12 protein-coding genes are annotated in these 14,708 nt (G+C 62.4%); 10 read left to right on the top strand and 2 right to left on the bottom strand.

The genetic code is table 11. The features are described 5' to 3' along the window. Position 1: 1 nt before the first annotated feature. Complete coding sequence (locus tag ADJ70_RS04840) at positions 2 to 778, bottom strand: hypothetical protein (RefSeq protein ID WP_050344002.1); 777 nt, start codon at positions 776 to 778, stop codon at positions 2 to 4. A 355-nt stretch (positions 779 to 1,133) separates the two neighbouring features. Between ADJ70_RS04840 and ADJ70_RS04845 the strand changes: the two genes are divergently transcribed. After that, the gene (locus ADJ70_RS04845) at positions 1,134 to 1,709 is read left to right on the top strand and encodes a hypothetical protein (RefSeq protein WP_050344004.1); all 576 of its coding nucleotides are present in this window, start codon (positions 1,134 to 1,136) and stop codon (positions 1,707 to 1,709) included. A gap of 119 nt (positions 1,710 to 1,828) precedes the next feature. Here the strand turns inward: ADJ70_RS04845 and ADJ70_RS04850 are convergent, their stop codons facing one another. Continuing rightward, complete coding sequence (locus ADJ70_RS04850) at positions 1,829 to 2,260, bottom strand: DNA starvation/stationary phase protection protein (RefSeq protein WP_050344006.1); 432 nt, start codon at positions 2,258 to 2,260, stop codon at positions 1,829 to 1,831. 323 nt (positions 2,261 to 2,583) lie between these two features. On the opposite strand from ADJ70_RS04850, the gene ADJ70_RS04855 reads away from it, so the two are divergent. The 9 genes from ADJ70_RS04855 to pheT all read left to right on the top strand — a co-directional run bounded on the left by ADJ70_RS04855 (position 2,584) and on the right by pheT (position 14,696). After that, complete coding sequence (locus ADJ70_RS04855; protein ID WP_050344008.1) at positions 2,584 to 2,838, top strand: hypothetical protein; 255 nt, start codon at positions 2,584 to 2,586, stop codon at positions 2,836 to 2,838. Positions 2,839 to 2,902: 64 nt separating this feature from the next. Beyond that, complete coding sequence (locus tag ADJ70_RS04860) at positions 2,903 to 3,790, top strand: HAD family hydrolase (protein WP_253273234.1); 888 nt, start codon at positions 2,903 to 2,905, stop codon at positions 3,788 to 3,790. Continuing rightward, positions 3,787 to 5,298, top strand: a complete 1,512-nt coding sequence (locus ADJ70_RS04865; protein ID WP_050344010.1) for a DUF3375 family protein — start codon at positions 3,787 to 3,789, stop codon at positions 5,296 to 5,298. The genes ADJ70_RS04860 and ADJ70_RS04865 overlap by 4 nt, the downstream gene beginning before the upstream one ends. Further along, positions 5,291 to 5,965: a DUF4194 domain-containing protein gene (locus ADJ70_RS04870; RefSeq protein ID WP_050344012.1), complete on the top strand. Its 675-nt coding sequence runs from the start codon at positions 5,291 to 5,293 to the stop codon at positions 5,963 to 5,965. The genes ADJ70_RS04865 and ADJ70_RS04870 overlap by 8 nt, the downstream gene beginning before the upstream one ends. Before the next feature lie 22 nt (positions 5,966 to 5,987). Continuing rightward, positions 5,988 to 9,374: an ATP-binding protein gene (locus ADJ70_RS04875; protein WP_050344014.1), complete on the top strand. Its 3,387-nt coding sequence runs from the start codon at positions 5,988 to 5,990 to the stop codon at positions 9,372 to 9,374. Positions 9,375 to 9,378: 4 nt separating this feature from the next. Continuing rightward, complete coding sequence (locus ADJ70_RS04880) at positions 9,379 to 9,879, top strand: DUF3322 domain-containing protein (RefSeq protein WP_062393088.1); 501 nt, start codon at positions 9,379 to 9,381, stop codon at positions 9,877 to 9,879. Beyond that, positions 9,876 to 10,574: a DUF2220 domain-containing protein gene (locus tag ADJ70_RS04885; RefSeq protein WP_062393090.1), complete on the top strand. Its 699-nt coding sequence runs from the start codon at positions 9,876 to 9,878 to the stop codon at positions 10,572 to 10,574. The genes ADJ70_RS04880 and ADJ70_RS04885 overlap by 4 nt, the downstream gene beginning before the upstream one ends. Before the next feature lie 526 nt (positions 10,575 to 11,100). Further along, positions 11,101 to 12,168 carry a phenylalanine--tRNA ligase subunit alpha gene (gene pheS, locus ADJ70_RS04890; protein ID WP_050344018.1) on the top strand — a complete coding sequence of 356 codons (1,068 nt, stop codon included), beginning with the start codon at positions 11,101 to 11,103 and terminating at the stop codon, positions 12,166 to 12,168. Between the two features lie 56 nt (positions 12,169 to 12,224). Then, positions 12,225 to 14,696, top strand: a complete 2,472-nt coding sequence (gene pheT / locus ADJ70_RS04895) for a phenylalanine--tRNA ligase subunit beta (protein ID WP_050344020.1) — start codon at positions 12,225 to 12,227, stop codon at positions 14,694 to 14,696. The last annotated feature ends 12 nt before the right edge of the window (positions 14,697 to 14,708 follow it).

Raw genomic sequence — 14,708 nt, forward strand, 5'->3', positions numbered from 1 at the left:
CCTACTGTAGGTCTTGCTGTCGGAAAGAGTTCAGGGAGGCGAAAAGGGATAGCAGGCTGAGGATAGTGAGGTAGATGATGGAGTGACACTCGCTAAAGCCCGGCAGACCCGAGCCAAACACAAGATCATTGACCCTTGTGTCATGCCAGGAATGGACAAGCTGAAGCCATGGCAGGGCCTGGGCAGCCGCCAGGGTCTTGTAGCCTGCAGTCACCAGCAGCCCAATCAGAAAAAGCGTGATGGGAACCAAGCCCAAAAGATGGGATTCCGACACGAAGACGATGCAGTTGCTTACAAGAATAATGGTAAAGAACGTCAGAAAGCGAAGGAGGAACCCTGGTGCCAGGTAAAGGGCCAGGTCCTGCAAAGAAAGCTTGGGAAGCATTCCGGTAACCGAATCCAGAAGCAGAACAAATCCCAGCTCAACGAAAAGATAGACAAGGATACTTATGGCTAGCACCAGGGCCAACATGCCCGCCACGGCCCGTACCGACGCAGCCCTCACGAGAACGTGCATCGAATGCGAGATGAACTCATGCATGCAGTCACTCATGAAGTACACAAGCATAAACGAGGGAAAGAAGCATTCAAGCGTCACTAGAAACTGTGCCTCATCAGCAGAATTGGCAAAGATGCCCAAAGACCAGTAGTGGAATATAAGCGATAATCCCCCAGACGGAAAGGAGAGAAATAAGAGCGTTCCCAAGCACGCGAGGCAAGCCAGCAACAGATACTTCTTCTCGTGCCAAACCACTTTGAGAACCGTCTTGACGCTCATGCACTTCACCCCATTTCTAGCTTTACTATACAGTAAACTTGAGGCTTCGTGAGTTCGCGTGCCTACGAAATTTGGGTTTCCTGGTACGACTATCTCGTGTGGCTCACGTGGCCGCATGAGGTCTGCCGCTCCGCCGACCCGGTCGGGCCGCCTGCCGACCAGCCCCGTACTCTCCGTATCGGCTGACGTGAAGGCAGAGGGTCGCCATGCCGTATCAGGGTAGGGTTAACACGGCCTTGGGGTAGTATGTGAAAAGACATAGGTGATGGTGGTCGTGCCGGCATGGTGCTTATGTTTGTGCGCCTAGATCCACACGCCTGCCGCATCACTCGTGGGAATGAGTTGGGAGACAAAGATGTCAGCTGCCAGGTTCCTTCGGGCCAAGGTCATTGGTGTCGTGCTTCTTGCCAGCGCTCTTATCATCGCGATCGCAACCATCGTCCCGCGCGGGGAGGGCGCCCCAAAAGCCGATTCTGCCGATGTCGGCGAGCTTACCGAGGTCGCAACCAACCACTTCACACGCTTGGCGACCATCATGGTCGAGGGGCGCCAAGTCGCTCAAAATTCGTACGATTTTTGTGAAGTCGATTCCATAGAGCCCAAGGTCAATGGCGTATTATTCTCCCAAGCTGTCGAGAATCATCGACAGGAGCTCGCGCAGATGGGCGAGAAGTATTCCTCGTCGCGCAGTGACGTCACAATTGACAACATCGTCCCACAGGCAGATGGCACAATCAGGGCTGTCGCCACCGAGACCACCTACCTGACCACCGAAGGGAGTGGCATCGAGACGGGCTACTCCACCCGACATAATCTCGTCTTCTCGCCGACCCCAGGAGGCGGGTGGAAACTCCTTCATGATGAGTACCTAGAACCCACGGGGCTGCTTTCGCTCGGCGAGGCGGAGTCTCTTGTCTCGTCCAGGCCGTAATACCGTATGGCTCGTCTTCCTTGATGAGGTCTCGTGCCCCAAACATAAAAGCGCGGGCCGTGCCAAGTGACACGGCCCGCCCCTCTCCTCGACCAGGGGCTAACCTGGTCGTCCACCCGCTAGTCCTCGGACTGTCCGAGCATCCAGATGTCCTTGGACAGGGTCTCGATAAGATCGTCGGCAAAGGCGCTGATGAGGTAGTTGTCCTCCTCATCTGCGTCATGCTTGATGTCCTTGACGTCGGCAAGCAGCTGCTCGAAGTCGGCCTTCGCCGTCGCAAAGGCCTGCTTCTGGGTAACAAACTCACCCTTTGCCTCGCTGATCGTCGCGTTAGCCTTGAACTCGTCCATGTTAGCGAGCGGCTTGCCACCAATCATGCGCAGCTTCTCGGCAATCTCGTCAACTGCCTCATAGGCCTCGTTGTAGTAGTCCTCCAGCTTGGCATGCGCCTGGAAGAACGCATGATCCTTCACATACCAGTGGAGGGTCTGGAGTTTGTGGTACTCCACCGCGTAGTTGGCCAGAAGTTTGTTGAGCTTGCTCTCGAGCATAATGCTTCCCTTCTCTTGGACGCTTGCGCGTCACCTTTCTCGTTATGATACTACATGTCATGCTGCGTCAGGGGCTCTCATGTTGGACCTCGTCTCCTCTCCCCATTCACCCCCTGATGAGAAAGATAATAATAATGATTATCGTTATTGTCAATATAAAATATCAAGTATGGTGATACGATGGAAAGCGCAGGTACTCGTCGTATCACGTATGATGATAGGTGAGAAGCTGGTACGAACGAGGGGGATATGGGCGAAGAGCGGCTCACGTTGGTTGACTTCAACGAGGCACAGCGAGTCATCAAGGGCGTCTTCTTGTCTTCTTGAGAGACGACGGGCATCACGTCAAGCCCCTCGACTACATCGGCGCCGCCGCTGACCTCGACTGCAATGCGGCAATCGGGCGGGTTGTGCCCAGAATCGACCTGAGCGCGCTCGCATCGCGTATCGACTCCATCCCAAGGGAGGCCTACGGCATGCCCATGATGCCGACCGTCGTCGTACGCTTTCACAAGGAGAGCTTTCGCATGCGTCTTGAGGAAGGCCTGCTCCCCGCGCTGGAGGTGGCTCAAAGGTAAGTGCTACACCCTTGCCTTCCGTTCCTTTGGTCGGCTGGCTGTTTGCGGAGCCCCTTGGCATGCGATGGTCATATACTCTTGCCGTGGCTGCGGCACGCACCCAAAGCTCGCTGTCGTTGGAGGGATGACCTACCGCATGGGGATTGACGTCAAGCTCATACTCACGGACATAGACGGCACGATACTGCCGTATGGGCAACGGCAGGTCAGCAAGGCCTGCGTCGAGGCTTTCCGTACAGCTATAGGCGCCGGCATCCACATTGGTCCTGCGAGCGGTCGTGGGCAGAGGTGGATGGCACCGCTTCTGGGCGGCGACGAGGTCCTCTGTGCGACGGCGCTTGCCTCAAACGGTATGGAGGTCTACCTGGACGGGGAAAGGATCCATGCCGAGGTCCTGGATCGCGGCGTGCTTCGGCGCCTTGCACAGGTGCTACGCGCCATACCGGGCACGGGTCTCGTCTGCTTCGACGATGCGACGCCGCTTCTGGTGGCGGGAAGCCAGGCAGACCTCGCGTGCTGCTTTGCCCCCTATGCGAAGAAGAGCGTGCCTGTCGATGACGTGCCAGATTGCGAGATCGTGAAGGCCAACGTCTTCTTTGATGGTGATATCAGTCAGATGCATGATCTTGCCGATCGCCTGGGCCGCGTTGTGGGAGCGCTGAGTTTCGACGTGCCGCAAGCTGCCTGGCTCAACGTGATGACGCGTGGTTGGGGCAAGGGTCCGGCCATCGACGTGCTCTGCGAGCGTCTGGGCATAGACCTGACGCAGGTCGCCGTCTTTGGCGACGGCGGAAACGACGTGTCGATGCTCTCGCACGTGCCCCTGTCGTTCGCCGTGGCAGGCGCGTCGGCAGACGCCCTCGCTGCTGCCCACCATCGTATCGGTGCCTGCGAGGACGATGCGGTTGCCGCCGCCATCGAGGCACTCGCGGCAGGGGCGATGCCAACATGAGTGAGGTGGTGGCACAGTTCGATTCCCTTGACGCCGTCTTTGCGGACGGCGCCATGCGCCTGCTGCGCAGCGACTATGCGCAGGCCTCCGTCGCGCTGCTCCGCACCTTGTTCGGCGACGGGACGTCGCGCATGGAGTCCGAGATCCTCTACGCGCAGGTTGACGCCCTGCTCGACGAGCTCGATCACGCGGGTCGCAAGGTATGGCGCCATGAGGACGGCAGCAGGCTAGACGCGCGCGAGGTCGTGAACGACAAGTGGATGCGTGAGTTTCGCCTTCTGGCCAAGCGCATCCTGCCGTCGGGCATGTCGGAGCACTCGCTCAGGCCCGAGGCCCTCGCCGTGCTCGCTGCGGCACGTGACGTAGGCGATGACGAGATCATCCTCTCCAGCCCACGCATCGAGACCATCATTGAGGCGCTGACGCAGCTCTCAACCGTGGTAAACCCCGACAAGCAGGCGCGTCGCGCGGATTTGGTCTCCAAGGTGGAGAGGGCCCAGCGGGCGCTTGACGCCTTCGACGCGTCGGGAGGGGAGGCAGACGTCGACGCGAACCCAGTTGCAATGTTTCGAAACGCCCTTGACCTCATGTCCCAGATCCCTGCCGACATGAGCCGCATCGAGGGGAGGATGTATGAGGAGCGCAACAGGCTCATCGACTCCTTTCACAAGGACGAGCGCCCGGGAGGCGAGCTTGTTGCGGACTATCTGCGGCGCAGCGACGAGCTGTTCGACGGCACGGATATGGGACAGGTGTACAACGGTGCCATCACCATGTTGTCCAACAGCAAGCTCAATGCGGACATCTCCTCGCGCGTGCGTATGATCACGCGCTCCGACGCGCTTGCGAGTCTCGACGCGAGGGAGCGTGCCTCGCTCGAGCGCTCCTGGAAGGGGTTGGTCAGTGGCATGACGGGCGTGCTGAAGCTACGCAAGGCCTGCTCCCAGACGGTCTCAAACGCCATTACGCAGTATGACCATGAGACATACCGCGAGTATACGTCGTTGCTGAAGAAGCTCTACGACGTCGTGCTGGCGCGTGGGCTCGAGGGGGGACCGCTTGCGAGAAGCCCCATGCACGACTCGCTTGACACGACACAGCTGGAGTCGTTGGTGTTTCGTCTCTCGGCAAGGTCCGACCGCGAGGCGCCTCCTCCGCTCTATGCCGCAGATACAGACACGATACCGAGGATCGACATCGAGCGCCTGCGCTATTTTGGCGGTGCGCGGACCGAGGCGCTCCTCGCCGCCTTGGAGCGACAGATTCCGTCGGGAGGCTCCATGGCGCTCTCGCACGCATTCAACGCCCTCGATCCGGACATCCGCCGTGAGGTGGAGCTTTGTGGCCTCATGACGTTTGCGCTGGGCTTGGGCGTCGCCGTGGAGCAGGCGCCCCATGCTGTATACGAGTGTTACGACTTCATCGGAGACCTGCGTCCGTGGTCGGCCCCGGAAGTGATGCTCGTGAGGGAGGACGTGTCGCACGGGAGGGAGGCCAAAGATGGCTGATGACATGGTGGGACAGGATGGCTCAGGCACAGAGGGCGCGCCCGTAGGGGTGTCGCCCAAGGGTGAGCCGCTGTTTCCTGAGGACACGGGGACCTGTCCTCTTGTGGTGCGTCACGCGATCACGGCCCTCGTGAAGAAGCGCTACATCTTCGCCGAGACCGACCGAGTGGCATGGGACGGTCTCATGAGTGCGCCCGAGCTCGTGAGGAGCCGCCTTGCCGACATGCTACTTGGGCTGAGGGTCGATGACGTCGCGGGCATTGCCTATTCCTACCAGGTGCAGCTGGAGGGTGGCACGGTCCCCAACAAGGTGAAGTCCATCAGTTACTTCAACAACCTGCAGTCCTTGCTCATGACACAGCTGGTCACGAAGTACTTCAGCGCGACGGCGGCGGGCGAGACCCTCGTCTGGGTCGAGGGGGACGAGCTTCGCGAGGCCATGGAGCGCATGTTCGAGGACATGCCCGACGTCGCCCTCGCGGACAGCCACATGGAGCAGGCCATCGGCGCCATGGTGCGCAACGGCTATCTGCGCGAGGTTGTCGATGGGCGCTACCAGGTCATGCCCATCGTGGGCGTTGTCTACGGCATCGACGAGATCAAGGGCGTGCTGTCGCGCTATGGCATCGCCGATGGCGACGACGCTCAGGCCGACGTGAGGCAGTGAAAAGATCGAAGGGAGCGGGCGGATGCCAGCCGACCAATTGCAGATGGATCCTCTCGTCGAGCGGCAGTGGCAGCTCGAGTCCATGCAACTCGTGAACTTTGGCCCGTTCGACGGGTATCACAGGCTCGAGTTCAAGACAGGGTTCGCGCAGGTTCCGACCACGGTGATATCGGGAGACAGCGGTACGGGGAAGTCGACCATCGAGGATGCGTTCTTTGAGGTCATGACCCGCAACGGCAGCTACAACTCGGCCAGCAACGAGGGAGGACGGGGTGGCAGCCTCACATCCGAGAAGCGCTCGCTCATCGGGTACGTGCGCGGCAAACTGGAGGATGTCGAGGACGAGGAGGGCCGTCGCCAGGTGCAGATGCTGCGTGACGGGCACTGCAACCGATGGAGCGCCATCGTGCTGGGGTATCGCTCGGACGTGAAAACCACGTTCTCTGTGGCCAAGCTGTTCTGGATCGCTGCCGGCTATACCGCCAACTCGGACATCAAGCAGCTGCGCATGACGATGTTTCGTGACTTTGACCCACGCTCGCTCGAGTCGATCGCCGACGCCAACTTCACCGCCGAGCGCGTCCGTCGTGTCATTGGCAGTGACTTCAGGTCGTTCTCGCAGGTTGATGAGTTTTTGACCTACGTCCACCGCGTCTTGAAAGTGGACGAGCAGGGAAGCGGCAAGGAGGTCATGGACCTGCTTGGCCGGATCAGGTCAGGCTCGAGCTTCCGATCGATCGACGAGCTGTTCCGGGAGCAGGTGCTTGACAGACCCGCGACGTTCGAGGCAGCGTCGGCGGCCGTGGCGAGCTATCGCGAGCACCACAGCGCCTACGAGCGCATGCGCGAGAAACAGGAGAAGGTCAGCCTGCTCACTGAGGTGCGCGAGTTCTCTCACGAGCGCGACGAGGCGCTCGAGGCGCTCGACACGGGCAGGGCGGCGCTTGCGCCGGCGCTCTTCGACACGTGGAGGCGCAGGGTGACCCTAGACCTGCTCAAGACGAGGGTGGGCGAGCTGACAGAGAGGAAGGCCCAGCTGGAGCGTGAATGCGAGGCGAGGCGTGACGAACGCTCTCGGAGGGACGCCCGGCTCGCCGAGCTCAACGCAGAGTTGGCCGCAAGCGGCTATACCGAGAGGCTCTCTCAACTTGACAGCATGATCCTTCGGGCGCAGGAGCGCTTGTCAAGCGTACGCGCCGCATCTGAGAACCTCGATCGTGAGGTGACTCCCCACTTTGGGCACCTACCTACCTCAGAGGCGGACTTCTGCGCGCTGCAGGAGCGTGTCTCGGCCTTCGTCGAGGGCTACCCGCAGGCTCACGAGGAGTGTAGTGCGAAACACAGCTCCTGTGTCGCTCAACGGGTGCGACTTGAGCTGCAAGCCGACGAGCTCCGTAGCGACCTGGAGTACTTTCAGGGGCACCAGAGCCGCATCCCCCGAGGTCTGGGTGAGGCCCGCGAGCGTCTGGCCAAGGCATCAGGTATCCCTGCGAAGAGCCTGCCCTTTGTCGGCGAGCTCATGGAGGTCGTCGACGAGGCTTGGCGTCTGGCCATCGAGTCGGTGCACGGCGGCCTCGCCCGTACGTTGCTCGTCGATGCACGCGACTTCGAGCGCTTCAGCTCCTCCATCGACGAGCTCAGGCTCCGCAGTCGCGTCACCTTTCGTCGCGTGGACGTCGAGCGCAGCTATGATGCCTGCGCGAGAGAGGGCTACCTCTCCGAGAAGCTCACATTCGCGAGCGACTCCCCGTTCGGTCCCTGGGTGCGCAGCGTCGTGTGCGACGAGCACCATGACGCGCTCTGCGTCGGCTCCCCGCGTGAGCTGGGTGGGGAGGGTCGGCGTGTTACCATCAACGGTCAGACGAGGGATGGCTCGCGCGGGGCGCACGGGCGTGACAGGTCCTCGGAGGGCATCATCGGCTTTGACAACAGTGCTCAGGTCGAGCGACTGACAGCGGAGCTCGTCAAGGTCAGCGAAGAGCATCAGGCGGCGAAGGCTGCCGAGGACGCCGCATCCAAGGCACTGAGCGAGCTGGTCGTTCGCCAGGCGTCTGCCGAGCGCATCGCACGTTACGACTTCAGGGAGGTCGACGTTGCCAGCGCCCACGACGAGCTCGTGCACGCGCAGCACCAGAAGGATGAGTTTGTGAGGAGCAGCGGGCGACTTGAGCGGCTTGCCGCACAGGTAAAGGATGCCCGCCTGCAGCTTGAGGAGGCGATAAAGAGCCTGGGTGGCAGCGAGCGCGAGCTCCAGCTCGTGTGCGATGAGCTCACGGGCGTCCTGGGACAGAGAGACGAGCTGGTGGCCATCGAGGGTGCAGGCGAGCGGATTGAGGGGACACCTCCTGCCTTCGAGCTGTTGGGGCGTCTCGGCGGCAAGATGCTTGCCAACCATAGCGCACAGGATAACCTCAAGAGTCTCGGTCCGATAGTCGAGCAGGTGAGGCGCCAGGTCATGGAGCTGATCTCGCGTGACGTCGAGCGTGAGAGGGGCCTTAGGGCGCGTATAGAGCGCAGGCTCCAGGAGTACCAGGAAAGATGGCCCGATAACCGATTGGGCACGGAGGCCTCTTCGGCACCCGACTACCTGGTCGTCCTCTCCCAGCTGGAGGAGGAGGGCTTCCACCTGCAGAAGGATGCCTGGTTCGAGCACATGCTCGCATGGGTCAAGGAGGACCTGATCCCGCTTGACGTGGCGTTTAGGGATGCGCGCGAGAGCATCGACGACAGGCTTGAGCCCATCAACGACATCCTGCGTACCCTGCCCTTCGGCCGGGAGGGAGGTCGTCTCGAGATCGTGTGCCGCGACAGCGAGAAGGCCGAGGTACGCGAGTTCAGGCTGCTCATGCGGGAGCTGCTCGATTACGAGAGCCACAGCGACAAGGCCGAGCGCGACGCCTACTACCGAAAGGCCGAGCAGCTCATTGCCCTCATCGACCCCGAGGACACGCGTGTCGAGGCGAGGCGCAGGCGCAACGATGTCCTTGATAGGCGCCGTCACGTCCGGCTCACGGCGCGTGTCATCGCCCCGGAGCACCCCGATAAGCCCAAGGCGGTCTACAATATGCTCGCCAGCAAGTCAGGCGGCGAGGTGGCCGAGATAGTAGCCTTCATCTTGGGTGCGGCCCTGCTGTACCGCCTGGGCCAGGAGGGAGGCTCCCTTCCAGGCTTTGCCCCGGTCTTGCTCGACGAGGGGTTCATCAAGGCCGACTCGCGCTTCACGACACGCGCCCTCTCGGCGTGGCAGGGCTTTGGCTTCCAGATCATCATCGCGGTACCTGAGGAGAAGTTCCAGTCCGTCGTCGCGAAGGCTCAGCGCGTGCTTCACGTCGTGGCTGACCCGTCACGCAGGTCCTTCGTGGCGCAGCTGGACAAGGTCGGCCCCGATCTCAAGGAGAGGGCGGGCTGAGCCTGTGGCGTGCACGGGCGTCGACGAGGTAAAAGATAGGCTCGCCCGACACTACCGCAGGGTCTGGGCCGCAGAGCTCTCCGGAAGCGCGGCAGGTACGGGTGCCTGGCCGTTTCGCGTCTTTTTGGGGAGGCCCTCCCGCGCGGACCTCGAGAGAGGCTTTGCGGACATAGACGGCGAGCTCTCTGAGGTCGAGCGGTGGGCCCTGGGCCATGGGCTCCACTGCGAGCGCGAGAGGCGCCTGGTAGGGTCGGTCGCCCACAGCCTGCCGACGCACGTCTGCGCAGCGTCACTCGACGAGCTCGCCCAGGCGACGGGCATGCAAGGGCACCTCGCGCAGGCAAAGCGGCGGCTGGGAAGGCTTATGCGTGACTTTCCGAAGGTCGGTGCCGACACGCTGCTCTCGGTGCTCAAGGCCTGCGATCCTAAGGGGATGGAAGAGACGGACTTCGATCTGCTCTGCCGCGCGGCCCTGTGGTTTTCTTTTCATGACGCTCGGGGATGACGCCGCGCGAGGTCCCGCTCGAGGGCTTCCATGCGAAGTGGCTCGATGCGCACGGACGTCGTGCCCTTATCTGCCAGCTCGCAAGGCTGGATGACCTATGTCTGAGGGAGCGTCCCCATCTCGTCCGCTTCCACTACCTCGATCCTGAGCACCTTGCCGCTGGGGGCAGGGCCCATGACACGCTTTTGGAGGGGGATTGCAACGGGCCGGCCTATGAGCCACGCGTTGTCATCATCTGCGAGAACCGTGACAGCGCGCTGTGGTTTTGCGAGCTTGAGGGCGGCATCTGCGTGCTGGGAGACGGGATGGCCGGCGTGTCCAGACTCGTGAACGTCGCGTGGGTGGCTCGTTGTCGGCATCTGTTCTACTGGGGAGACATCGATGCGAGCGGCTTCGAGATACTGGCCAAGTATCGTGACAGGGGCCTTGAGGTGGAGAGCATGCTCATGGATAAAAAGACCTACACGAGGTATTGGCGCTTCGGCACGGACGTCGATGCGCGCGGCAGGAGGCTCAAGGGCAAGGACGCCTCTGCGCTCGGGGGGCTCACGACCGAGGAAAACGAGCTCTACCTCGCCCTGTGCTCGCCCGACCACAGAGGGCCTCGCCGTATCGAGCAGGAGAGGATCCCGCTCGACGTCGCACGTGCCGAGCTCAGATGCCGCATCTTGCGCCGCGAGGGCCGCTCGGGGTGATGCCAGGCGGCCGTGTGTATGAGCGCGTCTCTCCCTTGGTCTTGCGACAGGGCACTGCCACTGTGGGCGTGGCATTGACAAGACGAGGGAATCTCAGAGGGTCTTGGGCGGACCCTCTCCACAGGGTGTGGCGTTGCGTGAACTTGTGACCGAGGGCCTTGTTGAGCGCGCGGCTGTGCTACCATGCCACAGAGGCCATGACGGAGAGGTTCTCTTGTCGCGTTGCCCAAGCACGAGAGAGGGGGTCCATCGGCTGGAAGGCCCCTGCGAGGGCTGACAGGGGACGTTCACTCTATCAGCTGCGACCTGAACGGTAGACACCCTCGTCTTCACTCCCGCCCGTTCTGGCAGGGATGGGTGATCGATGCTCTCCAAGTAGGGAAGCCGTCTGTCCCACGACACGGGGCTTGATGAGTGGCCGCTCGCAGTGAACAGTGCGTGCGGCAAGCAAGGTGGTACCGCGGATCATCCGTCCTTGGGCACGTTGCCTGGGGACGTTTTTGTTTGGAGGAGAGGGGTTTCTCGTATGGCGATGTCGGATGAGCTGAGGGCGATTCAGGAACGGGTTGAGCAAGGCCTTGCAAAGGCGAGGACGCTCGAGGCCCTCGAGCAGGTGCGCGTGGCGTCGCTGGGCAAGAAGGGTTCGCTCACGGCGATCATGCGCTCGATGGGTAGGCTGCCCAAGGAGGAGCGCCCGGCCATGGGTCAGCTTGCCAACACCGTGCGCGCAAACGTCGAGGCGGCCATCGGCCAGAGAAGGGAGCAGCTTGCGAAGGCCGCGCTCGAGGCTCGGATATCGGCCGAGGTGGCCGACGTCACGCTGCCGGGCCGTCGCCTCTCGCATGGCACGGAGCATCTCATCAGCCAGATCCGCGAGGAGATCGAGGACATCTTCGTGGGGCTTGGCTATACCGTGGAGGACGGTCCCTTCGTCGAGACGACCTACTACAACTTCACGGCGCTGAATGCCCCTGAGGATCATCCCAGCCGCTCGGCACAGGACACCTTCTACGTGGTCGACAACGCCTCTAAGGGCAAGGAGTCCCACGCCCTCGGCGAGTCTGACGTCTTGCTGCGCACCCAGACCTCGGGTGTGCAGGTTCACGTGATGGAGGAGAAGAGGCCCCCCATCTACATGATCTGCCCGGGGACGGTGTTTCGCCCCGACACCGCAGACGCCAACCACCTGCCGCAGTTCACCCAGGTCGAGGGTCTCGTCGTGGATGAGGGCATCACCTTCGGAGACCTCAAGGGAACGCTCGACCACCTCTGTCGCGAGATCTTCGGCCAGGATCGCGCCACTCGCTACCGTCCTCACTTCTTCCCGTTCACAGAGCCGAGCTGCGAGGTCGACGTCTCCTGCGGCGTCTGCGGCGGGGTGGGTTGCCGTTTCTGCAAGAACACGGGGTGGCTCGAGATCCTTGGCTGCGGGATGGTCGACCCCAACGTCTTCGGCTACGTGGGCATCGACAGCGAGCGATACTCCGGCTTTGCCTTTGGCATCGGCGTCGAGCGTGTGGCGGCGCTGCGCTACGACCTGCCTGACCTGCGCATGCTCATGACAGGTGACATGCGCTTCTTAGGGCAGTTCTAGCACCGTCATCACGACACACGAGCGGGCGGCCAGCCCGCTGACGAAAGGCAGGAAAGATGCGTGTTTCATACGAGTGGCTCAAGGGCATGGTCGATGTCCCCGCAGATCCCCAGGGGCTCATCACAGAGCTTGTCCGCACAGGTACCGAGGTCGCTGCCGTCGAGCGAGTGGGAGCCGACATCACCAAGGTCGTGACCTCGCAGGTCATCGAGAAAGCCCCACACCCCGACTCCGACCACCTGTACGTCTGCAAGATGGATGTGGGCGGTTACAACACCGATGCAACGGGCAAGTCCGTTTCCCTCCAGGTGGTCTGTGGTGCCCAGAACTTCGAGCAGGGTGATAAGACCGTGACCGCCCTCATCGGCGCGACGCTTCCCGGTGGCGTCACGATCAAGAAGGGAAGGCTACGTGGCGTTGACTCCTGCGGCATGAACTGCTCGAGTCGCGAGCTGGGGCTGGGGGAGGACCAGAGCGGCATCATGATCTTGCCTGGCGACACCCCAGTGGGACTTGACTTCACCGCGTGGCGCAATATGAGCGACACCGTGATCGACTGCGAGATCACACCCAATCGCCCTGACTGCCTCTCGATGGTGGGCATGGCGACGGAGGTCTCTGCGGCGCTCGACGTGGACACCCACATCGAGCTTCCCAGGATCCAGCGCGAGTCTTCCGAGTTCGGACGTGCGGCCGATCTCGTGGACGTGAGCATCGCCGATGCGGCGCTCTGCAGCCGCTACGCCGCTCGCGTGGTGCGTAAGGTCACGATCGGCCCCAGCCCCGAGTGGCTCGCCAAGCGCGTCATCGCTGCTGGCACTCGGCCCATCAACAACGTCGTGGATGTCACGAACTATGTGATGTATCTCACAGGACAGCCCCTGCACGCCTTCGATCTGGGCAAGCTCACCGAGCGCGACGGCAAGCGGCACGTTGTCGTGCGTGCCGCAGCCGAGGGTGAGACGATCGTGACCCTCGACGGACAGGAGCGCACGCTTACGTCCGACATGGCGCTCATCACCGACGACGGGACCACCCCGATCGCGCTTGCCGGCGTCATGGGTGGCCTCAACTCCGAGATCGATGAGGACACGGTGGACGTGCTGCTCGAGTCGGCGAGCTTCGATGCCGGCCACATCTCGCGCACGAGCCGCAGGCTCGACCTCATGAGCGAGGCCTCGATGCGCTTCGAGCGCCAGGTGGACGCTGCCGCCTGCGCCAGCGTGGCAGATGTCGCTGCGGCCCTCTTCGAGCAGTGCTGCGGCGCCGTGGTCTGCGAGGGCGTGGTTGACACGTATCCCGTGCCAGCCAAGCCAGGTGAGGTCACACTGCGACCTGACCGCGTGCGCGCCCTGTGCGGCGCTCCCATAGAGACGAGCTTCATGGCGCAGCGCTTGCGCCGCCTTGGCTGTGAGGTTGAGGAGGGCGCAGACGATCACTCCGCCATGCGCGTGGTCGTACCGACAAGTCGCCCTGACCTCACTCGCGAGATCGACCTCGTCGAGGAGGTGCTGCGCCTCTGGGGTGTGGGCGACGTCACACCCACGCTTCCCGCCGCACGCAACCATGCCGGGGGCCTGACCATCGACCAGCGGCGCGTCCGCCTGATTGGCCAGGTGCTCAGGGCGGCGGGTCTCTCTGAGACGAGTACCTACAACTTCGCTGACCCCTCCGACCTCGCACACTTGCATATGGGCGAGGCTGGGAGGGGCATCCCCGTCACGATCCTGCACCCGCTCGTGGCCGACCAATCCGAGATGCGCCGCGACATGCTGCCCGGGCTTCTCCGCTCGGTGGCGTATAACCGCGACCATGGCGTTACCAACGTGCACCTCTATGAGATTGGCCGCGTCTTTTTTGCTCACGAGCACAAGAGCCAGCCTGACGAGCCGAGCTATGTGGCAGGTGTGCTCTCGGGTGCGTGGGACGATGATCGCTGGAACGCGAAGTACCCAACGCTTGACTTTTTTGACGCCAAGGGCATCGTCGAGACCCTCCTCGACGTGCTGCGCATTACGAAGCTGCGTTTTCGTGTGGCGGATCCTGACAGCTATGGCTGGCTGCAGCCTGGGCGTGCCGCCGAAGTGCTAGCGCAGGGCGAGCTCATCGGCTGGGTAGGCAACGTGCACCCCGCAGCGCTCAATCGCTTTGGCATCGATGCGCCGGTTGTGGCCTTCGAGCTCTCGGTGGCTGGCCTTCTGCGGCTGGCCAGGCGCGAGCTTCCCTATGAGGACGTGCCGACGCTGCCGGGCGTCCTCATCGACCTCGCCCTCGTCGTGGACGAGGACATGACGTACGAGCAGGTGGTACAGCGCATCAGGAGCGCGGGCGGCAAGCTTCTCGTCGACGTGCGCCTCTTTGACGTGTATCGCGATCCTGTGCGCGTGGGGATGCACAAGAAGTCGATGGCCTTCTCACTTGAGTATCGCGCGGCCGATCGGACCCTGACCTCTGCGGAGGTCGAGAAGGCCCACAGCAAGCTCGTGGCCAAGGTCATGAAGTCCACAGGCGGCGAGGTCAGAAGTTAGGAGCATGCGTCT

Source organism: Olsenella sp. oral taxon 807 (genome assembly GCF_001189515.2).
Taxonomy (GTDB): domain Bacteria; phylum Actinomycetota; class Coriobacteriia; order Coriobacteriales; family Atopobiaceae; genus Olsenella_F.